Source organism: Streptomyces sp. NPDC005799, from assembly GCF_040630525.1.
Classification (GTDB): Bacteria; Actinomycetota; Actinomycetes; order Streptomycetales; family Streptomycetaceae; genus Streptomyces; species Streptomyces griseorubiginosus_B.
This window is the reverse complement of sequence record NZ_JBEXXQ010000005.1, coordinates 185,298-207,746: the sequence shown is the minus strand read 5'-3', so window position 1 is coordinate 207,746 and position 22,449 is coordinate 185,298. Positions and strand designations below refer to the sequence as shown.

Below are 22,449 nucleotides of genomic sequence, written 5' to 3'. Positions count from 1 at the left end.
GTACTGGACTTGGTCGAAGGCCGGGCGGTGGTTCAGGAAGTGACGGAGAAGGCCTTGAAGTCGGCTTCGGACGTGGACCCGGGGTAGTTGGCGTTGACGGCGCTGGCGACCAGCCCCGCGTCCTCGTTCCCGGCGGCCGACGGCACCTGCGCGGTGCCGACCGTCGTCCAGGTCTCGCCGTCCTTGCTGGTGTACGCGGTGTACGTCGTGCCGTCCCGGACCAGCCGCAGGTGGGCCGGATAATACGTCGAGCCGCCACCGGCCCAGGTGTCGAGGACGCCGTCGCCGTTGCTGTCGGTCATGAACTCGAGCCCGTAGCTCCTGGTCATGACCAGGACCGCGTAGCCGCCCTTCGCCGGGTCGGTGAGGTCGTTCGCGATCGCCACCCCGGACTTGGCCGCCGGGCTGACGCCGCTCTGCGAGACCAACTGCGCCTGGACGCTGGCCTGTTCGCCTGCCGCGCCGGCCAGATAGAGGGCGCCCTTCTCGTCCTTCCAGCCGGACAGGTCCTGACCGCTCGCCCAGATGGCGAACTGGTCGCCGGCCTGCGCGTACTGGGCGTCGGTGGTCTGTGCCGTGCGGTAGGGATCGTGGACGGCGCCGGGGGCGGCTTCCACCGTGGCCCGCACGGTGTCGTCGACGGTGACGGTCCTCCCGGCGGTGGTCCTGTAGGTCACCGTGCCGGTGAGGTCGTGGCCGCCCCAGTCCGCGTCGGCGGCCGGGGTGACCGTCCAGGTGGTGGTGTACGCGGCGCCGGGTGCCAGGGAGCGCGCGGTCGCGGCACCGGTGGGCCGTGCGGTCCAGCCGTCGGGCAAGGTCAGGGAGGTGCGGACGGCGTTGAGGGCCGTGGTGCCCCAGTTGGTGGCCGTGGTGGTGACCTCGAAGGGCTTGCCGGAGCCGGTGCTGGGTGCGGCCGGGCCGAACAGGACGGACGCGGCCGGGACGTCGTCGCGCTTCAGGGCTCGGATCGCTTTCAGGGCACCCTTGGCGCCGAGCTTCACGAACGTGGGTGTGACCCCGAGCGGCGCGGCGTACCCCTTGAGGGTCGCGGGGCCGTGGACGACCGTGCCGTGGTTGACGTCGAACCAGGCGCCGGAGGGCAGGTACACCGTGCGGGTGGCGCCGGAGCCGAGCTTGGGCGCGGCCAGCACGGCCGGGCCCAGCATCCATTCGTCCGCGACCGTGTAACTCGGTTGGTCCTTCGGGAAGTCGAAGAACAGCGGGCGCATGATCGGGTCGCCGGTCCTCAGCGTGGCCCGCACCTGGTCCCACAGGTAGGGGGCCAGCCGTTCGTGCGCCTTGATGGCGGCTCTGTACAGGTCGATGGTCTGCTGGTCGTATGTCACTTTCTGGCCGGTGGTGACGTCGTTGGTCTCCACAGGTGAGGTGGAGGCGTACATCAGTGGCATGAGCGACGCCGACTGCGCCCACCTGATCAGGACGTCCTTACTCGGAGCGGCCTGCCCGCCGGAGCCTCCGATCATGTCGGACTCGACGAACGGGTAGCCGATCGTGGAGATCGCCAGGTTCTGGCTGACGGACGCCTTCAGGGAGTCCCAGCCGGTGCCTTTGTCGACCTGGCGGGTGACGAAGCCCGCCTGGTGGGCGGTGGAGTTCCAGTGGACCCGGATGCCGGCGCCCTGCAGGTCGTAGGTGTCGGCCAGTTGGGTGCCGAGCTTCTGGTAGTCCGTGGCCTGGTGGCCCTGGCGTGGCGCGCACTTCTCGTCGAAGAAGCGGGTGTCGAACTTCAGTCCGTCGATGCGGTACCTGTCCATCAGGGTCTTGAGGTTGCCCTCGTACCAGGCCTTGGCGTCGGGGTTGGCCAGGTCGATGATTCCGGCTTGGCCGTTCCACCAGGTCACCTCGCACGGCTTGCCGGTGTCCTTGGCGTCCATGAGCAGATAGCCGTGGTCGGCCGCGTACTGGTAGTTGGCGGAGTCGAGGTTGATCCACAGGGTGACCCAGAGACCGAAGTCGAACCCCATGGCGTGGATCTTGTCGGACAGGCCCCTGGGATCGGGGAAGGTTGTGGGGTCCCAGGTGAGGTTGCCGTAGTTCGACTCCCACTTGTCGTCGAGCTGGATGGTGTGCCCGCCCAGGCCGTTGTCGTGGAGCTCGGTGGCGTAGGCGAGCAGCTTCCGCTGGTCGACCTTGGTGTAGAACTGCGCCCAGGAGTTCCACAGCGGCTTGGCGTACTGCTCGTACGTGGCGTCGCTCTTGGCCGGTTTGCCGACGATGCCGATGTAGTCGCGGTAGACGGCGAGCGGGGTCGACTCGACGAAGACGGTGGCCTTGTAGGTGGAGGCCGCGTCGACGGTGAAGCGGCCGAGGCCGTCCTTGCCGCCGTTGATCGAGACGTCCATGGTGTCGCCGGTGTCGACGCGCAGTCCGGTCGAGGCGGAGGTGTACCAGAACGGATCGATCATGTTGTACGAGGCGGGGCCGAAGCCGGTGTGCTCCACCTGGCCGCTGTCCAGCGGCCAGGGCTGGTCGACCCCCGGTCCGCCCTGCGGCGTCTGCGCCTCGCCGTGGCCGTACCAGTGACCGGCCGAGGACAGGTCGTAGACGAGGCCGAGTTGCTTGGGTCCGCCGCCGTGGACGTCCCAGTCGAGCTCGTAGCGGTCGGCGCGAGGCGTGATCCGGGCCTCCACCGTGGCACCGTCGAGCGTGCTGTCGGCGGTGACGGTCAGGACCCCGTTCTTCCACGTCCAGCCCGTGACACCGGTCGCGTGCTGCCAGGTGCCGTCCGCCGTGGTGAAACGCAGGGCGCCCGTGTCACCGGAGGCGGTGGCGAGGACCGTCCTCCCGGCCCGGCGCGTGGTCAGGGCGAGTTCGTCGGTGGCCACGTCGAGGCTGTAGCCGGGGGCGTCGGCCGAGCCCGGCACGGAAACGGTGACGGCGTGCGCGGAGCGGGTGACCTTCGGCCCACCGGTGGCGGGTGCGGCGGGGCGGGTGGAGGCCGCTGCCGCGACGGTGGATCCGGTGACGGGCGCCACCAGCAGCGCGCAGCTCAGGATGGCAGCGATCAACAGGCCGCCGGTGCTGCTCAGTCGGGGGTGCACTCGTGTCCTCCTGTCGGACAGGACGGGGGCTCGGAAGCGGCGGTACGAGGTGCGGGTCGACGTGCGGAGTGCACGGCCACGACGAAGCGCGTGCCGGGCAGGGCGGGCGAAGTGCTTGTTGTTGCGTGAGCATGCAAGATTTCAAGCGATTTCGCACATGCTCTTGCTGTAGGCGCCACCTGTCAACATGTCAGGCACGCGGCCTTCCGAGCCTCCCGGGGACCGTCGTCGACCCGCTGTCGTCCCTGGTGGCGGTCGGTTCCGTGCCTTTGGTGAGAGGCCTTGCCGGGCCCAGAAACCGCTTGTAACGGAGGGGTAAATTCTGCGCCCCCGTCGCGATCCGCCCCGCCGGGATACCCCCCGAGGCGCCGCCGGGTCAGGCCATCAACGTCATCGACGTGTTCAACTCGTTCCCCTTCATCCGGGCCATGACGCGCGGCGGTCCCGGCTTCGCCACCGACACGACCACCACGTACCTGTACAAGCTCGCCTTCGACAACCAGTCGCGTGTGAATCCTCAACGCGTACTTCACGAGCATCCCCCAGGAACTGGAGGAGGCCACCACGGCGCCGGGCTGACCGTGGGCGGTGTCCGGGGACGACGCCGGAGTACACACCGCGGCCGGTGGCGTCAGGCGCGGATGACCTCGACGCCGGCCGCCATGAACGACTCGGTCAGCTGGTCCGAGGCGGCCTTGTCGGTCACCAGGACGTCGATGTCCTCCACCGGGCAGATGCGGGCGAAGGCCCGCCGGCCCAGCTTGGAGGCGTCGGCGACCGCGACGACCTGCTGCGCCCGGCGGGCCAGCGCCCGGTTGATGCTGGCCTCGCCCTCGTGGTGGGCGGTCGCCCCGTGGGCCACGTCGATGGCATCCACCCCGATGAAGACCTGATCCAGCGCGATCTCCGCGAGCAGTTCGGTGGCCAGCGGTCCGATCAGCTCATAGGACGCCGGCCGGGCCACCCCGCCGGTCACCACGAGCTTCACATGACGCCGTACGACCAACTCGTTGGCGATGTTCAGCGCGTTGGTCACCACGGTGACCGCCGTCTCCGCACCGCCGGAACTCAGGTCGGCGCGGGTGGCCAGCGCCCGCGCCACCTCGGTGGTCGTGGTGCCGCCGTTCAATCCCACCACGGCGCCGGCCTTCACCAGCCCGGCGGCCGCGTGCGCGATCCGCTCCTTCTCCGGAGCGTTGCGCGCGGCCTTGTAGCGCAGCGGCAAGTCGTAGGCGATCGCGTTGATCACGGCTCCGCCGTGCGTGCGGGTCACCATCTGCTGGCGGGCCAGCTCGTCGAGGTCGCGCCTGATCGTCGCGGCGGAGACCTGCAACTCCTCGGCGGCTGCCTCGACTTCGATCCGCCCGTCGCGGGTCAGCATCTCGAGCAGCGCGCTCCACCGGGCCTGCGGTGCCGCCATGTCTCACAACTCTCTGTCGCTGGTGTGCGCAGCGACGTGCGCACCTCCATGGAACCAGTGTGCGGGATTGGGTATTTTATGGCCTTCAAACGAGCAAAATGCTGCACCTTTGCCAAACTTTTCTCGCGACCGCACTCCCCGAAGTCCGCGACCGGAGGTCGGCGGTGGCACTGACTCCCGCATTCCGTCAGATCAGCGAGAACGCCGTACGGTTCGACGGCGGTCGGCTCGCCCGGAGATCCCGAAAAGGCACGCGCCGCGCCCACCGCTGTCGACCCCCGGCCGGCCCTCACCGCGGCGCGCCGGGCCATGGCCGACGCGGTCGCGTCCGCACTGCGGACCCTGTCGAACGGCGGACAGGGCGGGCGGACCGTCAGCCCTGCTTCTCCGGCGTCCCGTTCTCTTGTGTGGAACCGGCCGCACGCAGGTGTTCTCGCAGCCAGTGCTCGGTGTTGCTGACGTGGAGCAAGGCCGCTGCCTGGCTCACCGCGGCGTCGCGGGTGAGGAGGGCCTTGTAGATCGCCTCGTGTTCGGCGAGGGTCCGCCCGGAGGACTGGTCGTCCAGCTGGCCCCGCCAGATGCGGGCACGCAGGGTGCGGCCCGAGATGCCTTCGAGGAGCGTCAGCAGGCTTTCGTTGCCGGTGGCGGCCACGACGGCGCGGTGGAAGGCCGCGTCGTGGGCGTTGAGCCGCTCGACATCGTCGCTCGCCTCCCGCATCGCGTCCAAGTGGCCCTTGACCTCCGCCAGTTGCTCATCGGTGATCCTGGCGGCGGCCAGTCCGGTGGCGAGTGGTTCGAGCAGCCGGCGGACCTCCATGAGATCCAGCAGGGCACCCGTGTCGCTCTGCAGCAACTCCACCGCGCCGCCGAGTCCCTCCAGCAGCAGGCTGGGCTGGAGGCTGGTCACGTAGGTGCCGTCGCCGCGCCGCACCTCGAGGACCCGGGCCACGGCCAGCGCCTTGACCGCCTCGCGGGCGAGGTTGCGGGAGAGGCCCAGCTGCGCGGCGAGCTCCGGCTCCGGGGGAAGCTTCGCGCCCGGCGGCAGTGCGCCGGAGCGGATGAGCTCACGGATCTGCCCGATGGCCCTGTCTGTCAGGGACAACGTGAGCTCCTTCCGTGAGTGCGTCATGCGGTCCGGTACGCCGGTTGCCGCGGCGGCGCGTCAGGTGTGGCGCTGATGATACCGGGAGGTGATGGGGGTCCGTCGCCGTAGCTCCAGAGCCTCAAGACATTCTATGTTTGCGTGTATACATAGAGTATCGAAAGGTATTTTCGGGAGAAAATCGCAGGTGAGAACCTGTTTTCATCCCTGCACGCCCGTTGACATGATGCGGACACATGGCGGAGCTTCTTCCGTAACAACCGGCGCAGCGGGTCGTGGGCGTCGCGCCGGTCGCACCTCTTCCGTCTGCTTCCGTCCGTCACAGGGATGCCCCATGCCCAGTTCGATCAACAGACGTCAGTTCCTGGCCGGTGCCACCTGTGTGGCCGCGGCAGCCGTCGCAGGGGGAGTGTTCGGCGCCGGCAGTGCGCAGGCCGCCCCCAGCACCTACACAGCCACGTGGACGTCGGTCAACCAGCACCCGCCCGCTCCGGAGTGGTTCCAGGACGCCAAGTTCGGGATCTACTTCCACTGGGGAGTCTTCAGCGTCCCCGCCTATGACAGCGAGTGGTACCCGCGCAACATGTACATCGGCGGGAGCAACGCCAACACGCACCACGTCGCGACCTACGGCGACCCCTCGGTGTGGCCGTACCACAACTTCATCAACGGAGCGAACGACAAGGCGGGCCACTTCACCCAGTTCGCACCCAAACTCAAGTCCGCCGGAGGGAACTTCGACCCCGACGAATGGGCCCAGCTGTTCGTCGACGCCGGAGCGAAGTTCGCCGGACCGGTCGCGGAGCACCACGACGGGTTCTCCATGTGGGACTCGCAGGTCAACGAGTGGAACTCGGTCGCCAAGGGTCCCAAGCTCGACCTGCTGAAGCTGTTCACCACGGCGATCCGCGCCAAGAACCTGAAGCTGCTGGTGGCGATGCACCACGCCTACAACTTCAACGGCTACTACGACCACGTGCCGGCCCAGACCGACCCCAGCCTGAAGAAGCTTTACGGGCAGTTGGGCACCACCGCGGAGAACCAGCTCTGGTACGACAAGCTCAAGGAGGTCATCGACCGCGCCCAACCGGACATCCTCTGGGAGGACTTCGACCTGAACAAGGTCGACGAGACCCAGCGCCTGAACTTCCTGTCGTACTACTACAACCAGGCCAACTCCTGGGGCAAAGAGGTCGTCGCCACTTACAAGGACGGCTACAACGGCCACGGCGAGATCTTCGACTACGAGCGCGGCGGCCCGGCCGACCTGACCGCGCCCTACTGGCTCACCGACGACAGCATCTCCAGCTCGAGCTGGTGCTACACGCAGGGCATCGGCTACTACAGCACCCAGCAGATGCTGCACTCCCTGATCGACCGGGTCAGCAAGAACGGCAACATGCTGCTGAACATCGCGCCGATGGCCGACGGCACGATCCCCCAGGCACAGAAGGACGTCCTGCTGGGCATCGGCGACTATCTGAAGCGCTTCGGGGAGTCGATGTACGCGACCCGGGCCTGGACGCAGTACGGCGAGGGCCCGACCCGGATGGGCGGCGGCTCGTTCACCGCCCCGCTCGTCGGCACCGCACAGGACATCCGCTTCACCCGCAGCAAGGGCAACACGGTGCTGTACGCCACCGTCCTCGGCTGGCCCGGCAGTTCACTGAAGATCAAGACCCTGAGCTCGGACCGGATCAGCCTCTCCTCGCTCACCTCGGTGAAGCTGCTCGACTCGACGGCCGGCACCTACATCAACCTGGCCGCCCCGACACAGGACTCGTCCGGGCTGACCGTGACGCTGCCCTCTTCGGCGCCGTACTCCGCGGGCGCCTACGTCCTCAAGCTCAGCTTCTCCGGCCCGATCCCCCCGCTGAAGCCGGCGGTCGGTGCCGTGGTCTACCAGGACGTCAACTACTCCGCGAACTACGCGGTGCTCGACCCTGGCACCTACACGGCCGACCAGCTGCAGCTGGCCGGGCTGGATGCCCAGAGCATCTCCTCCCTGAAGCTGGCGGCCGGGAACCAGATCATCGCCTACAGCGGCGACAACTTCACCGGCACGTCCTGGACCTTCACCGCCGACAATCCCGACCTCCGGGTCACCGGCCAGAACGACCAGATCACCTCCCTGAAGGTGCAGTTCAATCCGGCCACCTACTTCCGCATCACCAACGTCACCGACGGCCTGGCCCTGGACAGCGGCGGGAACGTCGCGTCGGGATCCAACCTGAAGCAGTACACGTGGGACGGCAGCCCCAACCTCCAGTGGCAGCTCGTCGAGGTCGGCGGCGGCTACTACAAGCTGGTCAACCGGACCAACGGCATGGTCGCCGACGGCTGGGGTGCCACGTCCAACGGCTCCGCGGCCCAACAGGCGGCGTGGAACGGCAGCAACAACCAGCAGTGGACGGTCACCCACCGCGGAGAGGGCATGTGCAGCATCGCCAACCGGGCCACCGGTCTCGTCCTGGACGGCGGCGGCAACGTGGCCTCCGGGTCGGTCACCAAGCAGTGGGGCTACGGCAGCAGCACCAACCTGCTGTGGACCTTCACCGCCCAGTGACACGGGCGTGAAGCCGGCGAACTGAGGGGATGCCCGGACGGAGAACCGTCCGGGCATCCCCTCGCTCTCCGTCGCGGCGGCGCGGACGCCTTCGTCTCACTCATGGGATCCCGTCATCGACACGGCCTCCGTGGACTCCAGGTGTTGCCGCAGCCACTGCTCGGTGTTGTTGACGTGCACCAGGGCCGCGGCATGGCACAGCACGCCATCACGTGCGGCCAGGGCAGCGTAGATCGCCTCGTGCTCCGCGAGCGTACGGGCCGCAGCGCGGGTGTCCACCAGACCACGCCAGATCCGGGCACGCAGGGTGCGGCCCGAGATGCCCTCCAGCAGGGTGATCAGCGTCTCGTTGCCGGTGACGTCCACGATGGCGCGGTGGAACGCCACATCGTGCGCGTTGAGCCGCTCGACGTCGTCGCGCGCCTCGCGCATGGCGTCCAGATGCCGCTTCACCTCCGCCAGCCCGTCGTCCGTCAGCCGGGCGACGGCCAGGGCGGTGGCGGCGGGCTCGAGCAGCCGTCGCACCTCCATGAGGTCCAGTACCGCCCCGGGGTCGCCCTGGAGCAGTTCCACCGCTCCGCCCAGGCCCTCGAGCAGCAGGCGCGGCTGCAGGCTGGTGACGTACGTGCCGTCGCCCCGTCTGATCTCCAGCACGCGCGCCACGGACAGTGCCTTCACCGCCTCGCGTGCGAGATTGCGGGAGAGCCCGAGCTGGGCGGCCAGCTCGGGCTCCGGAGGCAGTTTCGCGCCCGGAGGCAGAGCTCCGGAGGCGATGAGTTGGCGGATCTGGGTGATCGCCTTGTCGGTCAGGGACACGGTCAACTCCTACCGCCGGCTGCGAAGGGGGTCTCGGGTCGGAGGAGCCCTTGGTCACGCAGGTCGTGCCAGAGTTCCCGGGGAATGCGCTGTTGGTGCAGCCGCGCGTTGCGCCGGACCTGTGCGGGGTCGCGCATGCCGAGCGTGACGTTCATGACGCTGGGATGAGTGAGGGGGAAGGCGATCGCGGCGGCGGGCAGGGTGGTGCCGTGGGCCTCGCAGACGTCGGCGATGGCGCGCGCACGGTCGACGAGTGCGGGCGGGGCGGCCTGGTAGTCGTACTTCATGCCCTCGGCGGGCCGGTCCTTGGAGAGCAGGCCGGAGTTGAAGACGCCGACGGCGACGACGCTCTTGCCGTGTTCCTGCGCGGCGGGCAGGACGTCGTCGAGGGCGGACTGGTCGAGGAGCGTGTAGCGCCCGGCCAGCATCACCACGTCGGCGGCGGTCTCGCGCAGGAAGCGGGCGAGCATGGCGGACTGGTTCATGCCCGCGCCGATCGCCCCGATCACGCCTTGGTCGCGGAGTTCCGCGAGGGCGGGCATGGCCTCGTCGGCGGCCTGTTGCCAGTGGTCGTCGGGGTCGTGGAGGTAGACGATGTCGAGCCGGTCCAGGCCGGTGCGTTTCAGCGTTTCCTCGAGGGAGCGCAGCACGCCGTCGCGGCTGAAGTCCCATTGGCGGCGCAGGTCGTCGCGGACGACGAAGCCCTCGGTGTCGACGCCTGTCGGGTGTTCGTTGGGGACGAGGAGGCGGCCCACTTTGGAGGAGATGACGTACTGCTCGCGGGGGCGGCCGCGCAGGGCGGCGCCCAGGCGGTGCTCGGACAGGCCGAGACCGTAGTGGGGAGCGGTGTCGTAGTAGCGGATGCCCGCGTCCCAGGCGGCGTCGAGGGCGGCGGCCGCCTCCCCGGCGGTGGTGGTGCGGTAGAGGTTGCCGATGACGGAGGCACCGAAGCCGAGTTCGGTGACCTCGACGGCCGTGTGAGGAATCTTACGGCTGCGCAAGGGGTGCTCCTGACGGGGGCGTTCAGCGTTGGACGTGGGCCGTGGTGCCTGCGAGGAGGGCCTCGACCTCGGTGAGGGTGGCCATGGAGACATCGCCGGGAGTCGTCATCACCAGGGCGCCGTGGGCGGTGCCGTAGGCGAGGGCGCGTTCCAGGCCGGCACCGGTGAGCAGCCCGTAGATGAGGCCCGCGGCGAAGCCGTCACCGGAGCCGATCCGGTCCAGGACGTGCAGACCGGGCATGCGGGGGCCGCCGACCAGGCCGGTCTCGGGTGACCAGGCCAGCGAGGACCAGTCGTTGACCCCGGCCGAGGGTACTTCGCGCAGAGTCGTCGCCAGCACTCTCGCCTGCGGTATCCGGGTCGCGACCGCGGCGAGCGCGTCGGGTACCTCGTCGTGGGTCAACCGCAGGGCGCCCGGGTGTGGGCCCGCGAGTCCGAGGGCACCCACGACGACGTCGGCGTGCCGGGCCAGGCGCAGGTCGGTCTCGCGGGCCCGTTCGGCGCCACCCCGGCCGTCCCACAGGCTGGGCCGGAAGTTGGGGTCGTAGGAGACGGTGACGCCGTGCCGGCGGGCGGCCGCCATGGCCTCGTCGGCGACGTCGACGGTGGTGTCGGACAGTCCTGCGAAGATCCCGCCCGTGTGGAACCAGCGCACCCCGGCCGAGAACACCGTGTCCCAGTCGATGTCCCCCTTGCGTAGTTGGGAGACGGCGGTGTTCGCGCGGTCGCTGACGCCCAGCGCCCCGCGGACGCCGAAGCCGCGCTCGACGAAGTTCAGGCCGTTGCGGGCTGTGCGCCCCATGCCGTCCGCCGCGACCCAGCGAAGGTGCGAGGTGTCGACGCCGCCCTGGAGGATCAGGTCCTCCACGAGGCGGCCGACCGCGTTGTCGGCGAGGGCGGTGACCACGGCGGTGCGCAGTCCGAAGCAGCGGCGCAGTCCGCGTACGACGTTGTACTCGCCGCCGCCCTCCCAGACCTGGAAGCTGCGGGCGGTACGGATCCGGCCCTCACCGGGGTCGAACCGCAGCATCACCTCGCCCAGGGCGATCACATCGGTCACGGTGCAGTCCTCTCCACTGCCTCGGCGGTCAACCGGCGGATCTCGTCGTACGCGCCGCGTTCGAGATGGCCGGGCGTGGCGATCCAGCTGCCGCCCACGGCGAGGACCGACGGGTGGGCCAGATAGCCGAGCAGGTGGTCGGGGCCGATGCCGCCGGTCGGCACGAAGCGCGCCTGCGGGAAGGGGGCCGCGAGCGCGCGGAGCATCCCGGTGCCGCCGAGCGGTTCGGCGGGAAACAGCTTGACCGTGTCGATGCCCGCCTTCAACGCGCGCATCAACTCGGTCGCCGTCGCCACGCCCGGCGCGACCGGTACCCCCAACTCGCGTGCCTTGGCGATGACTTCCTCGTCGAGACCGGGCGAGACGAGGAACCGGGCCCCGGCCGCCACGGCCCGCTCCGCCTGCTCCGCGGTGACCACGGTCCCGGCGCCGACGGTCAGCGCGCCGTGCGCCGCCATCGCCTTGACGACCTGTTCGGCGTCGCGTGTGCGGAAGGTGACCTCCGCACAGCGGGCGCCGCCCGTCGCGAGCGCGTCGGCCAGGGGGCCGGCACTCGCGACGGACGGCACGGTGAGCACGGGCAGCAGACGCGACCCCGCCAGTACGGCGGCCAGGTCGGTGGTCATCGTCCGAGCCATCCGCCGTCGACGGGCAGGATCGTGCCGTGGATGTAGTCGGCGGCGGGGGAGGCGAGGAAGACGGTGGCGCCGGCGAGGTCGTCGGCGCTGCCCCAGCGTCCGGCGGGGATGCGTTCCAGGATGGCCTTGCTGCGGGACGGGTCGTCCTGGAGGGCCTGGGTGTTGTCGGTGGCGATGTAGCCCGGGGCGATGGCGTTGACGTTGACGCCGTGCGGCGCCCACTCGTTGGCCAGCGCCTTGGTGAGACCGGCGACGCCGTGCTTGGCGGCGGTGTAGCCGGGGACGGTGATGCCGCCCTGGTAGCTGAGCAGGGAGGCGGTGAAGACGACCTTGCCGTGTCCACGGTCCACCATCGTGGCGCCCACGGCCCGGGTGAGCGCGAACTGCGCGGTGAGGTTGACCTGCAGGACCAACTCCCAGTCGGCATCACTGTGCTGGGCGGCGGGGGTGCGGCGAATGGTGCCGGCGTTGTTGATGAGGATGTCCACCGGGCGTTCGCGTCCGGCGAGGTTCTCGCCCAGGGCGCGTACGGCGGCGGGGTTGGCGAGGTCGGTGCGGATCGCCTCGAACGAACGCCCGGCGGCGACGACGTCCTTCTCCACCTGGCTCCCGGACTGTTCCAGGTTGGCGCTGACGCCGATCACGTCCGCTCCGGCTTGGGCGAGCGCGCGGGCCATCGCCCGGCCGATGCCGCGTCGGGCGCCGGTGACGACGGCGAGCTTCCCCGTGAGGTCGAAGATGCTCATACGGCGGCTCCCTGGGTGTCGTCGGTGCAGTCCACGAGGATTTTCATCACGTCTCCGCCGCTCTCCAGCGCCTCGAAGGCGGCCGGTGCCTCGGTCATCGGCACGATCTTGGTGATGAGGCGCTGAGCGGGGATGGTGCCGTCGGCGACCAGGGCTACGGCCCGTTCGAAGTCGCCGCGGTCGTACAACCGGGCGCCCACCAGGGTGAGTTCGCGCCAGAAGAAGCGGTGCAGGTTGATCTCGCGGGGCCTTGGGTGGATGGCGACCAGGCACAACCGGCCCCGCACGCCGAGGGCGTCGACGGCGGTGTCCACACCGCCGGCGGCGCCGGAGACCTCGAAGGCGACGTCCGCTCCCGCCTCGCCCGTCCACTGCTGGACGAGTTCGGTGATGTCGGCGGCGGCCGGATCCCAGGTGCTCAGGCCCAACTCCTCGGCCAGCAGCCTGCGGTGGGCGTTGAGTTCGACCACGCGTACCTCGGCGCCGGTGGCCCGGGCGACCAGGGCGATGAGGATGCCGACGGGTCCGCCGCCGACCACGACGACCTTCTCGCCGTTCTTCACCGCCGCTCGGCCCACGTCGTGCACCGCGACCGCGGTCGGTTCGACGAGCGCGGCCCGGTCCAGGGGCAGGGTGGCGGGCAGCCGTATGAGGGTGGAGGCGGGCACCGTCCAGCGCTGCTGCATGGCGCCGGGGGAGTCGATGCCGATGAAGTCCAGGTGCTGGCAGATGTGTTGGTGGCCGGCGCGGCAGGCCGGGCAGGTACCGTCCCAGCGCAGCGGCATCACGGTCACCGCGTCCCCGGGCCGCCAGCCCTCGACGCCGGGTCCGACGCGGACGATCCTGCCCGCCATCTCGTGTCCCAGTACGGCGGGCGTGGCGACCCGGGCATCCATGTCGCCGTGGAAGATGTGCAGGTCGGTGCCGCAGATGCCGACGTAGGCGGGGGCGAGTTCCACCTCGCCCGGGCCGGGCTCGGAGCCTGCGGCGGGCGCGGTGTCCAGGGTACGGGCGGAGGTGTAGCGGACGGCGAGAGTCATCGTGGGGTCAGGGTCCCTTCCGCGCGGACGCCGATGGTCAGCAGCAGGTTGGCGTAGGTACGGGTGTCGCCGGTGACGACGGCGAGGGCCAGGTCGGGGGAGCGGGCGGCCTCGTAGAACGCGAAGCGGCCGAGCGTGTCTATGGGCACGGGTGCGAGTCGGGAGCGGTATTCGGCGATGGCCGCAGGTTCCGGCTCGCCCTCGGGCGGAACCATCACCTGCGCCGACTCCACGGGCAGGGCGCGCAGCAGCACGTCCAGGACGGTGGTGACGTCGAGGGTGCCGGGTGCCAGGTTGAGGTGGACGGTTCTGGCTCGTTCGCCGACGGCGGTGCTGGCGGGGTAGTGGCCGTCGGCGAGCAGGACACGGGCACCGTGTCCTGCTCCGGCCAGTGCTTCGAGGATGCCGGGGTGCAGTAGTTCGGTCAGCAGCACGCGGTCCTCTCCTTACTTCTGGTTCTCGTGGTCGGACAGGCGGTAGAAGGCTGTCGCCGTGTCGCAGAGCACCGCCTGCTTCTCATGCGGCGAGCAGTCGTCCAGCAGGTGCTCGACGGTGGCCGCCCAACGGGACCACCCTCCGGCGAGGACACAGACGGGCCAGTCGGAGCCGAACATCAGCCGCTCGGGGCCGAAGGCGGTCAGCAGGACGTCCCAGACCGGGCGGATGTCGTCGATCGTCCAGGTGCGGTGGTCGGCCTCGGTGATCAGTCCGGAGACCTTGCACCGCACCTGGGGGTAGTCCGCCAGCACGCGCACCTGGCGCGCCCAGTCGGACAACGAGGCGTGTCCGATGGGTGGTTTGCCCGCGTGGTCCAGGACGAGCGGGAGGTCGGGGAAGCACTGGGCGAGGCGGATCGCCTGGGGGAACTGGTGACTGCGAATGAGCACGTCGTAACCGAGGTCCCGGTCCTGCACGGCGCGCAGGCCCCGTTCGACGGACGGCTGCTGCAGCCACTCCGGGTCCGACTCGCCCTGCACCAGGTGGCGCAGGGCCCGCAGGTACCCGCCCCCTGGCCGGGCGCGCAGTTCGTCGAGTACGTCGCCGATCGCGGGGGACGTCAGGTCCGCCCAGCCGACCACAGCGCCGACCAGGCGGTCCTGGCCGGCGAGGTCGAGCAGATCCGCCGTCTCCTCCGCGGAGGTCACGCACTGCACGACCACCGTGCTGGTCAGCCGGCGCCCAGCGAGGGGCCGCTCGGCGGCCCGTCGCAGGTCCTCGATGCCGTGACTGCGGCGGATCGGCTCGAGACCGGGCTCCTCCAGCCATGGCTGGGGCCGGCGGTCCAGGTCCCACACGTGGTGGTGGGCGTCGACCAGGGGGAGGGATTCAGACACGGGCGGACCAGACGGGACCGTCGGGGTAGCTGTACTCCTTGAGGGAGGCGGGGTGCATCTGTGCGCTCAGTCCGGGCAGCGTCGGCGCGAGGTAGTGGCCGTCGACGATGCGGACCGGGTCCACGAAGTGCTCGTGCAGGTGGTCGACGTACTCGATGACCCGGTCCTCGGTGGTGCCGGAGACGGCGACATAGTCGAACATCGACAGGTGCTGCACCATCTCGCACAGGCCGACGCCGCCGGCGTGCGGGCAGACAGGCACGCCGAACTTCGCTGCCAGCAGCAGGATGGCGATGTTCTCGTTGACGCCGCCGACGCGGGCGGAGTCGATCTGCACGATGTCGACCGCGCCGGCCTGCAGCAGCTGCTTGAACACGACGCGGTTGGCGATGTGTTCGCCGGTGGCGACCTTGATGGGGGTGAGCGCCTTGCGGACGGCGGCGTGTCCGAGGATGTCGTCGGGGGAGGTGGGCTCCTCGATCCAGTACGGGTCGTAGGGGGCCAGGGCGCGCATCCAGTCGATGGCGGGCTGGACGTCCCACCTCTGGTTGGCGTCGACGGCGATGCGGATGACCGGGCCGACGGCCTCGCGGGCGACGCGCAGGCGCCGTATGTCGTCCTGCAGGTCGGCGCCGACCTTCAGCTTGATCTGCGTGAAGCCGTCCGCGACGGCCTCGCGGGCGAGGCGGGCCAGCTTCTCGTCGGAGTAGCCGAGCCAGCCAGGGGTGGTGGTGTAGGCGGGGTAGCCCTGGTCGAGGAGGCGGGCGATGCGCTGCTCGCGGCCCGGTTCGGCCCGGCGCAGGATGTCGAGCGCTTCTTCGGGAGTGAGCGCGTCCGACAGCCAGCGGAAGTCCACCTGGGCGACCAGCTCCTGCGGCGACATCTCGCCCAGCAGACGCCACACGGGCTTGCCCGCGCGCTTGGCGGCCAGGTCCCAGGCGGCGTTGACGACCGCGCCGGTCGCCATGTGGATGGCACCCTTCTCCGGTCCCAGCCAGCGCAGCTGCGGATCGTGGACGAGGGAGCGGGAGAAGGCGCCCAGGTCGGAGCAGACCTGCTCCACCGACAGGCCGACCACGTACGGGGCGAGGGTGGCGATGGCGGCGGCCTGGGCGTCGTTGCCGCGTCCGGTGGTGAAGGCCAGGGCGTGACCCTCCAACCCGTCGCCCGCATCGGTGCGCAGGACCACGTAGGCGGCGGAGTAGTCGGGCTCGGGGTTCATGGCGTCCGAGCCGTCGAGGTGTTCGGAGGTGGGGAACCGCACGTCCAGGACGTCCAGGGCGGTGATGCGGGCGGATGCGGGAACGGGGGAGGACATGGCGGCAACTCCTGTGAGTGGCAAGGGAGATGGGTCCCCTTGCGACGAGACGTGAACGCGGCGGAGGTCGGGCGGCCTACGGGCCGCCCGGGTCACTCCTGGACCTTGCCGCCGGTGATGCGGGAGATGGCGAGGGCGACCAGGATGATCAGACCGTTGAGGGCGCCGATCCACTGGGCCGGGACACCGGCCAGCGTCAGCACGTTCTGGATCATGAAGAGCAGCAGGATGCCGCAGAACGCGCCGAACATGGTGCCCTTGCCGCCGTTGAGGCTGATCCCTCCGATGACGGCGGCGGCGAACACGGTGAAGATGTAGCCGTTGCCCTGCGCGGAGGCGACCGAGGCCAGACGTCCGGAGAGCAACAGCCCGGCGAGCGCGGCGAGCACGCTGCCGGTGACGATGACGATCCACAGCACCCGGTCGGTGCGGATGCCGGCCGCCTTCGCGGCGTCGACGTTGCCGCCGATGGCGTACAGCGAGCGGCCGAAGCTGGTCCAGCCGAGCACGACGATCGCGACGGCGAACAGGGCCAGGCAGATCCAGATGGAGGCGGGCATGCCGAACCATTCGGCGGTACCGGCGTAGAGCATCGACTGCGGGAGCTGGAAGAAGGTCTGGCCGCCGGAGATGCCGGTGAGGATGCCGCGCAGCACGATCAGCATGCCGAGCGTGACGATGAAGCCGTTGAGGCCGAAGCGGATGATCAGCAGCGAGTTGATCACACCCACGAGCGCGCCCACGGCGAGGGTGATGGGGACCGCCCAGGCGCCGGGGAGCAGACCGAGTCCGTGTCCGGCGCCGGCCGGGACGACCAGCCAGGCCGCGACGCCGGGCGCCAGGCCCATCGTGGACTCCAGGGAGAGGTCCATCTTCTTGACGATCAGGATCATCGTCTGGGCGAGGACCAGCAGGGCCATCTCGGACATGGTCTGCAGGACGTTGATGAGGTTGTCGGCCTGCAGGAAGACCGGGTTGACGATCTGGCCCACGATCGCGATGACGACGATCGCCGGGACGAGCGCCAGATCGCGCAGCCGTGCCAGGGGGATCCGGCCGCCGAGCAGCGCGGTGCGCTTGTGCCCGGGGTCGACGGACTGGGCGGCGGCGTCCGCGAGGACGGTTTCAGGCATCGAGGTCCACTCCTTCCATCGCGGCCACGAGGTCGTGGTCGTGCCAGCCGCGGGGTATCTCGGTCGTGACCCGGCCCTGGAACATCACCAGGATCCGGTCGCACATGCGCAGGTCGTCGAGTTCGTCGGAGGCGATGAGCACTCCGGTGCCGGACTCGGCGGTCTCCTCGACCTTGCCGAGGAGGAACTCCTTGGAGCGCACGTCCACGCCGGCGGTCGGGTTGATGAGGACCAGCAGGCGGGGGTCGTCGGCCAGGGCGCGCGCCATGACGACCTTCTGCTGGTTGCCGCCCGACAGGGAGGAGACGGGCAGGTCCGGTCCGGGGGTCTTGATCGCCAGGTTCTCGATCATGCCCTCGGCGAGCCGGTCCCGGCGGCCGCGGCTGAGGAAGCCGTTCTTCCCGAGCCGCTTGGGCACGGACAGGGTCGCGTTGTCGGCGATCGACATGTCCGGCACGAAACCCTGGTGGTGCCGGTCCTGCGGGACGAACCCGGCGCCGGCCGCGAGCGCGGCGGGCACGCTGCCCGGCCGGGGCCGGCGCCCGGCGATCTCCAGCTCCCCGGTCGCCGCGGCCCGCAGTCCTACGACGGTCTCGGCGACCTCCGTCCGTCCGCTGGCGGCGGCACCCGCGAGGCCGACGATCTCACCGGCGCCCACCTGGAAGGTCACGTCGGTATAGGTGTCGTCGCTGCCCAGGGCGTGTACGGACAGCGCGGGTGCGCCACTCTCGTCCAGGCTGCTTGCGCGCTCCTGCCGCCGGTCGGCCGCGGCCTCACCGGTCATGGCGGCGACCAGCTCGGCGCGGGGCAGTTCGGCGACCGGTGCGGTCACGATGTGCCGGGCATCGCGGAACACCGTCACCATGTCGCAGATCTCGTAGACCTCCTGGAGATGGTGGCTGATGAACAGGAAGGTCACGCCCTGGCGTTGCAGGTCGCGGATGCGGTCGAAGAGCCGGTTGATGGCCGCCGCGTCGAGCTGTGCGGTGGGCTCGTCGAGGATGATGAACCGGGCCCCGAAGGACAGCGCCCGGGCGATCTCGACGAACTGCCGCTGCTCCACGCTGAGTTCGCCCGCTGGGGACTGCGGGTCGACGTCCACCGACCAGGCCGACAACAGCTCCTGCGCCCGGTGGCGGACGTCGGTCCAGCTGATCAGCCGGTTGCGGCCGTGGTGGTGGCGGTTCAGGAAGAGATTCTCGGCGACGGTCAGCGTGGGGATGATCGTCGACTTCTGGTAGACACAGGCCACGCGCCGGCGCCACGCGTCGCGGTCGCTGACCCGTGGTGCCGGGTCGCCGCCGAAGGTGACCGTGCCCTCGTCGGGGGCCTGCAGGCCGGTCAGGACGGACACGAGGGTCGACTTGCCGGCCCCGTTGCGGCCGACGAGCGCGTGGGTCTCGCCGGGCCTGATGGTGATCCGTGCTCCGTCGAGGGCAACCGTCGGACCGAATCGTTTGACTATGCCCGCCGCCTCGACGACGGGCGGGGCCGCGGAGGCCCGCCCGTCGTCCGCCGGGGCGGGCGCGGGGGTGACAGTACGCTCCCCGTCGCTCATCTCAACCGCCTTGTACTGGATAGCCGTTGGGTCCCTGGGAAGGCAGGTCAGCCGAGGTTGTTGCCCCACAGCGACGTGTCGTCGCTCTTGACGCTGGCCACGCCGCCGTAGGTGGCGCCGTCGGCGGTGACCAGGGGAGCGGAGAGCTGGTCCTCCAGCACACCGTCACGGACCTTGATGATCGTGCTGTCGTGGTCGGTCTTGCCCGGCTTGAACGTCTTCCCGTCGATCGCGGCCTTCAGGTAGTACAGGGCGTACTTGGCGTACAGGTCGGCGGGCTGGGAGACGGTGGCGTCGATCTTGCCCGCGGCGATGTCCTTGAGCTCCTCGGGGATACCGTCGTTGGACACGATGAAGACGTGCTTCTTGTCCTTCGGACCCACCAGCAGGTTCTTCTGCTTGAGCACCTGCAGCGTGCCGGCCAGGCCGAAACTGGACTCCATGTAGACGCCCTTGATGTCCGGGTTGGCGGTGAGGTCCGTCTGCAGCTTCTGCGCCGCGACGGCGCCGTCCCAGTTCGTGGCCTCGCCGAACACCTTGATGCCGGGGTAGTTCTTCTTCATGCAGTCGTTGAACGCCTCGGTGCGGTCACGGCCGTTGATCGAGTCGAGGCCGCCCTCCAGCATGACGACCTTGCCCTTGCCGCCGAGCTTGGTGCCGAGGAACTGGCAGGCCTTCTCGCCGTAGGCGCGGTTGTCGGCCCGTACCACCATGAACACCTTGCCGCTGTCGGGACGGGTGTCGACGGTGACGACGGGGATCTTCTTCGCCTCCAGCTGGGCCAGGGTCGGCGCGATCGCCGCGGTGTCCTGCGGCGCCATGGCTATGCCCTTGACGCCCTGGCTGATGAACGTCTGTGCGTTGGCGGTGAGCTTGGCGACGTCGTTCTGGGAGTTCGTGGTCTTGAGGGACAGGCCGAGCTGCTTGGCGAAGTCGGGCGTGTACTTGATGTACGAGTTCCAGAAGTCGGTGTCGGACCGCGGGTAGTCGACGCCCACGAGCGGCTTGTCGCTCGACGAGGCGGAGCTGCCGGAGCCGCCGCTGCACGCGCTGAGCAGCGTCAGTGCGCAGACGACGGACGCGGTGGAGCTGAGTGCGGTTCTGAGTCTCATGGGTACTTCCTCGCGCTTGTCCCGGAGGCGGGGTTGTTACGCCGGTGCGACGATTGGGTGTCGCTGGTGGAGAGATGGGATGTTTATAGATTGGGGGCTGCGGGGTTGTCTAGGGGTGGGACGAAAACGGGGGAGGATTTGCGGGAGGTAATGGGGCAGGGATGATGCGACATGGGATGTCGACGTCAGATCCATCCCATCAATGTTGCTCATCTGTGATGGGATGTCTCTTGCGTCGAGATCGCGACCGATGAGTTTCGTCGCGGACCCGGGTCATCACCAGGAGACGGCGCCGGCTCGCCGACGCCCACGGCTGACCATGCCTGAGAGGGGCCACGCCATGCTGACCAGCGAACCGGATGTCTTCCTGGGACCCTTCTCGTCCCCAAGCGCGCGAGCGACGCCGTGGGAGTCGGCGTTGGCGGTCATCGCTGAGGCGGAAGTGTTCTGGCTGTCCACGGTGCGGCCTGACGGGCGACCGCACGTGACACCGCTGCTGGCTGTCTGGAGTCTGGGCGGACCGTGCTTCACCACCGGCGGCCAGGAGCGCAAGGCGCGAAATCTCGAACGCAATCCCCGCTGTGTGCTGACGACCGGCACGAATGCCTTGAACGGTGTGGACGTCGTCATCGAGGGCGCCGCATACAGAGTGGACGGGCGCTCCGAGCGGGAACAGGCCGTTGCGGATTTCGAGCGCAAGTACGGCACGCATCTGACCAGCTCTGAGGGCACCTGGTACGGGTTGGGCGAGGCCGTCGTCGCCGGCGACGTCAGGCTGTATCGAGTCGAGCCGACTGTGGGATTCGCCTTCGGCAAGCTACCGACGTCCAGCGAGACCCGCTACGCATGGCCGCCGCGTCGGTGACTCGAAGGGGGCGCAGGGTGACGCCGAGCCGCAGTGGCGCCCGGGGACCAGGGCCGGCTACCACTCGTTCACCTTCGCGGCTCCTTCGCGAGTTGATGTCGGGCCGCTGCCATGAATGGCTGTCCACTCGGGCACATAGGTGCTCGGCAGAACGAAGACACCACGTTCGGCTGGGTGGGCGGGGGCGGCAGCCACGGCTATGCCGACCCCGCCACCAGCACCTCCTTCGCCATGACCAAATGTCGACACGAGGGACGTCCTGGATCCCGCCCGCGTCTCAGGCCAGGCCGAACCGCTCCGCGTGCACCTGCCCTCGGGACACCCCCAGCGTGCGCAGCGCACCGAGTACGGTCGACGTCATCGCCGGCGGCCCGCAGACGTACACGTCGCGTTCGGCCACGTCCGGCACCAGGGCCCGCAGACCGTCCGGCTCGAAGGGCGACGCCCCCTCGCCCCGCCGGCCAGTGAGCAGGTGCAGCCGGCCGCCGCGGCGGGCCACCAGCGTACGCACCTCGTCGACCAGGACCGCGTCGCTCTCACTCCGCACGCGGTACAGCACGACGACATCACCGGCCGAATCCTCCTCCAGCAGCGCGCGGATGGGCGTGATACCGACACCTCCGGCGATCAGCAACGCATCGGACCGGGTTCGGTGCAGTGACGTGAACGCCCCGTACGGGCCCTCGACGAAGGCGCGGCTGCCGACCTTGAGGTGTCGCAGTCCGGCGCTGGTGCTGCCGAGCGCCTTGGCGGTCAGGCGCAACGTCTTGCCGTCGGGCGCCGCCGACAGCGAGAACGGATTGGCCAGCCACCAGGGGTTGTGCCCGGGAAACCGCCAGATGCAGAACTGCCCGGCACGGACCGGCAGTCTGTCGAGATGGCGACCGGTGACGTGCACCGAAACCACGTTGTCGGATTCCACCACCACCGCGGCGACCTTGAAGCGGTGACGGACGTTGCGCCACAGAGGCATGACGACCCGCCCCGCGATCAGGGCACCGAAGGCGAACAGCCACAAGGCCCACCAGTAGATCTCCGCGAAAGCCGAGGACTTGAACGTGGTGGTCTCCCGCAACTGGTGCACGAACGCCAGCCCCAACGCCACGTACAGCAGCAGGTGCAGACCGTGCCAGACCTCGTAGGGCAGCCGCCGTCTCACGTAGCGGGCGGAGACCCCGGCGATCACCACGACGATTGCCGCCGCACACATCCCCAGCAGGGAGGCCGGCACGTCGGCCAGCGAGGAGAACGTCTTCGGTACCGACGTGCCACTCAGTTTCGCGAAGCCCAGCACCACCAGGACGGCGTGGGCGAGGATGGTCCACAGCAGGGTGAAGCCGACCCATCGGTGCCACACCGTCAACCGGTCCATGCCGATGCGGCGGTCGAGCCACGGCAGCCGTGCCACCAGCAGCAGCTGGAACAGCATCAGTACGGCGGCGTGCAGGCCGAAGAACTTGGCGACCGTGAGCACTCCGTTCTGACCGGTACCTGCCGTGAGGAAGAGCACCTCGATGATCACCAAGTTGACGACGACGAAAGTCCACAGCGCCCGACGCGCCGCCACGACCGGAGATGTGGTGCTTCGCCGCACCTGCGTATATGTCGCTTCCACCGAGTCCTCTTCATGTCCTGGTGACGTGTTCACGCTTGAGCCCCGTCCGCCGGCAGCCGGAGC

General features: G+C 69.6%; 18 protein-coding genes and 1 pseudogene. 3 read left to right on the top strand and 16 right to left on the bottom strand.

Annotated elements, in window-relative coordinates:
• Positions 1 to 32: 32 nt before the first annotated feature.
• Complete coding sequence (locus tag ABZ453_RS07585) at positions 33 to 3,062, bottom strand: TIM-barrel domain-containing protein (protein ID WP_359012530.1); 3,030 nt, start codon at positions 3,060 to 3,062, stop codon at positions 33 to 35.
• Between the two features lie 383 nt (positions 3,063 to 3,445).
• On the opposite strand from ABZ453_RS07585, the pseudogene ABZ453_RS07580 reads away from it, so the two are divergent.
• Positions 3,446 to 3,550 (top strand): annotated as a pseudogene (locus tag ABZ453_RS07580) (sugar ABC transporter permease); the annotation flags it as partial.
• Between the two features lie 143 nt (positions 3,551 to 3,693).
• Here the strand turns inward: ABZ453_RS07580 and ABZ453_RS07575 are convergent.
• Together ABZ453_RS07575 and ABZ453_RS07570 are read right to left on the bottom strand one after the other, a co-directional pair.
• A complete protein-coding gene (locus ABZ453_RS07575; RefSeq protein WP_359012528.1) occupies positions 3,694 to 4,482 on the bottom strand; it encodes a DeoR/GlpR family DNA-binding transcription regulator in 789 nt (262 codons plus the stop codon).
• 373 nt (positions 4,483 to 4,855) lie between these two features.
• Positions 4,856 to 5,584, bottom strand: a complete 729-nt coding sequence (locus ABZ453_RS07570; protein WP_359012526.1) for a FadR/GntR family transcriptional regulator — start codon at positions 5,582 to 5,584, stop codon at positions 4,856 to 4,858.
• A gap of 334 nt (positions 5,585 to 5,918) precedes the next feature.
• On the opposite strand from ABZ453_RS07570, the gene ABZ453_RS07565 reads away from it, so the two are divergent.
• On the top strand, positions 5,919 to 8,150 hold the full coding sequence (locus ABZ453_RS07565) for an alpha-L-fucosidase (protein ID WP_359012524.1): 2,232 nt from the start codon (positions 5,919 to 5,921) through the stop codon (positions 8,148 to 8,150).
• Between the two features lie 96 nt (positions 8,151 to 8,246).
• Here ABZ453_RS07565 and ABZ453_RS07560 read toward each other — a convergent pair whose 3' ends face one another.
• The 12 genes from ABZ453_RS07560 to ABZ453_RS07505 form a co-directional block, all read right to left on the bottom strand.
• Positions 8,247 to 8,966 carry a FadR/GntR family transcriptional regulator gene (locus ABZ453_RS07560; protein WP_359012522.1) on the bottom strand — a complete coding sequence of 240 codons (720 nt, stop codon included), beginning with the start codon at positions 8,964 to 8,966 and terminating at the stop codon, positions 8,247 to 8,249.
• Between the two features lie 2 nt (positions 8,967 to 8,968).
• Entirely contained in the window at positions 8,969 to 9,967 is a 999-nt protein-coding gene (locus ABZ453_RS07555) for an aldo/keto reductase (protein ID WP_359012520.1), read from the bottom strand.
• A gap of 22 nt (positions 9,968 to 9,989) precedes the next feature.
• Entirely contained in the window at positions 9,990 to 11,027 is a 1,038-nt protein-coding gene (locus ABZ453_RS07550) for a sugar kinase (protein ID WP_359012518.1), read from the bottom strand.
• Positions 11,024 to 11,653: a bifunctional 4-hydroxy-2-oxoglutarate aldolase/2-dehydro-3-deoxy-phosphogluconate aldolase gene (gene eda / locus ABZ453_RS07545; protein WP_359012516.1), complete on the bottom strand. Its 630-nt coding sequence runs from the start codon at positions 11,651 to 11,653 to the stop codon at positions 11,024 to 11,026. The genes ABZ453_RS07550 and eda overlap by 4 nt, the downstream gene beginning before the upstream one ends.
• Entirely contained in the window at positions 11,650 to 12,411 is a 762-nt protein-coding gene (locus ABZ453_RS07540; protein ID WP_359012514.1) for an SDR family oxidoreductase, read from the bottom strand. Before ABZ453_RS07540 ends, eda begins: the two co-directional genes overlap by 4 nt.
• Positions 12,408 to 13,451: an alcohol dehydrogenase catalytic domain-containing protein gene (locus ABZ453_RS07535; protein WP_359012512.1), complete on the bottom strand. Its 1,044-nt coding sequence runs from the start codon at positions 13,449 to 13,451 to the stop codon at positions 12,408 to 12,410. Before ABZ453_RS07535 ends, ABZ453_RS07540 begins: the two co-directional genes overlap by 4 nt.
• Complete coding sequence (locus ABZ453_RS07530; RefSeq protein WP_359012510.1) at positions 13,448 to 13,885, bottom strand: RbsD/FucU family protein; 438 nt, start codon at positions 13,883 to 13,885, stop codon at positions 13,448 to 13,450. Before ABZ453_RS07530 ends, ABZ453_RS07535 begins: the two co-directional genes overlap by 4 nt.
• A 12-nt stretch (positions 13,886 to 13,897) precedes the next feature.
• Positions 13,898 to 14,785 (bottom strand): amidohydrolase family protein, encoded by an 888-nt coding sequence (locus ABZ453_RS07525; RefSeq protein ID WP_359012507.1) that lies wholly within the window; start codon positions 14,783 to 14,785, stop codon positions 13,898 to 13,900.
• Entirely contained in the window at positions 14,778 to 16,103 is a 1,326-nt protein-coding gene (locus ABZ453_RS07520) for an L-fuconate dehydratase (RefSeq protein WP_359012505.1), read from the bottom strand. The genes ABZ453_RS07525 and ABZ453_RS07520 overlap by 8 nt, the downstream gene beginning before the upstream one ends.
• Before the next feature lie 92 nt (positions 16,104 to 16,195).
• Positions 16,196 to 17,236, bottom strand: a complete 1,041-nt coding sequence (locus ABZ453_RS07515) for an ABC transporter permease (RefSeq protein WP_359012503.1) — start codon at positions 17,234 to 17,236, stop codon at positions 16,196 to 16,198.
• Positions 17,229 to 18,794, bottom strand: a complete 1,566-nt coding sequence (locus tag ABZ453_RS07510) for a sugar ABC transporter ATP-binding protein (protein WP_359012501.1) — start codon at positions 18,792 to 18,794, stop codon at positions 17,229 to 17,231. Before ABZ453_RS07510 ends, ABZ453_RS07515 begins: the two co-directional genes overlap by 8 nt.
• Before the next feature lie 47 nt (positions 18,795 to 18,841).
• Positions 18,842 to 19,906: a sugar ABC transporter substrate-binding protein gene (locus ABZ453_RS07505; protein ID WP_359012499.1), complete on the bottom strand. Its 1,065-nt coding sequence runs from the start codon at positions 19,904 to 19,906 to the stop codon at positions 18,842 to 18,844.
• A 340-nt stretch (positions 19,907 to 20,246) separates the two neighbouring features.
• Here ABZ453_RS07505 and ABZ453_RS07500 point away from each other — a divergent pair, with 340 nt between their 5' ends.
• Positions 20,247 to 20,771, top strand: a complete 525-nt coding sequence (locus ABZ453_RS07500; RefSeq protein WP_359012497.1) for a pyridoxamine 5'-phosphate oxidase family protein — start codon at positions 20,247 to 20,249, stop codon at positions 20,769 to 20,771.
• A gap of 277 nt (positions 20,772 to 21,048) precedes the next feature.
• On the opposite strand, the gene ABZ453_RS07495 is transcribed toward ABZ453_RS07500, so the two are convergent.
• Positions 21,049 to 22,365: a ferredoxin reductase family protein gene (locus tag ABZ453_RS07495; protein WP_359012633.1), complete on the bottom strand. Its 1,317-nt coding sequence runs from the start codon at positions 22,363 to 22,365 to the stop codon at positions 21,049 to 21,051.
• Positions 22,366 to 22,449 lie beyond the last annotated feature (84 nt).

Excerpts from the sequence above, each read along its gene's own strand:
- ABZ453_RS07510 (WP_359012501.1), bottom strand. The coding sequence starts at position 18,794 with ATGAGCGACGGGGAGCGTACTGTCACCCCCGCGCCCGCCCCGGCGGAC.
- ABZ453_RS07500 (WP_359012497.1), top strand. The coding sequence starts at position 20,247 with ATGCTGACCAGCGAACCGGATGTCTTCCTGGGACCCTTCTCGTCCCCA.
- ABZ453_RS07520 (WP_359012505.1), bottom strand. The coding sequence starts at position 16,103 with ATGTCCTCCCCCGTTCCCGCATCCGCCCGCATCACCGCCCTGGACGTC.
- ABZ453_RS07565 (WP_359012524.1), top strand. The coding sequence starts at position 5,919 with ATGCCCAGTTCGATCAACAGACGTCAGTTCCTGGCCGGTGCCACCTGT.
- eda (WP_359012516.1), bottom strand. The coding sequence starts at position 11,653 with ATGACCACCGACCTGGCCGCCGTACTGGCGGGGTCGCGTCTGCTGCCC.
- ABZ453_RS07575 (WP_359012528.1), bottom strand. The coding sequence starts at position 4,482 with ATGGCGGCACCGCAGGCCCGGTGGAGCGCGCTGCTCGAGATGCTGACC.
- ABZ453_RS07535 (WP_359012512.1), bottom strand. The coding sequence starts at position 13,451 with ATGACTCTCGCCGTCCGCTACACCTCCGCCCGTACCCTGGACACCGCG.
- ABZ453_RS07515 (WP_359012503.1), bottom strand. The coding sequence starts at position 17,236 with ATGCCTGAAACCGTCCTCGCGGACGCCGCCGCCCAGTCCGTCGACCCC.
- ABZ453_RS07505 (WP_359012499.1), bottom strand. The coding sequence starts at position 19,906 with ATGAGACTCAGAACCGCACTCAGCTCCACCGCGTCCGTCGTCTGCGCA.
- ABZ453_RS07540 (WP_359012514.1), bottom strand. The coding sequence starts at position 12,411 with ATGAGCATCTTCGACCTCACGGGGAAGCTCGCCGTCGTCACCGGCGCC.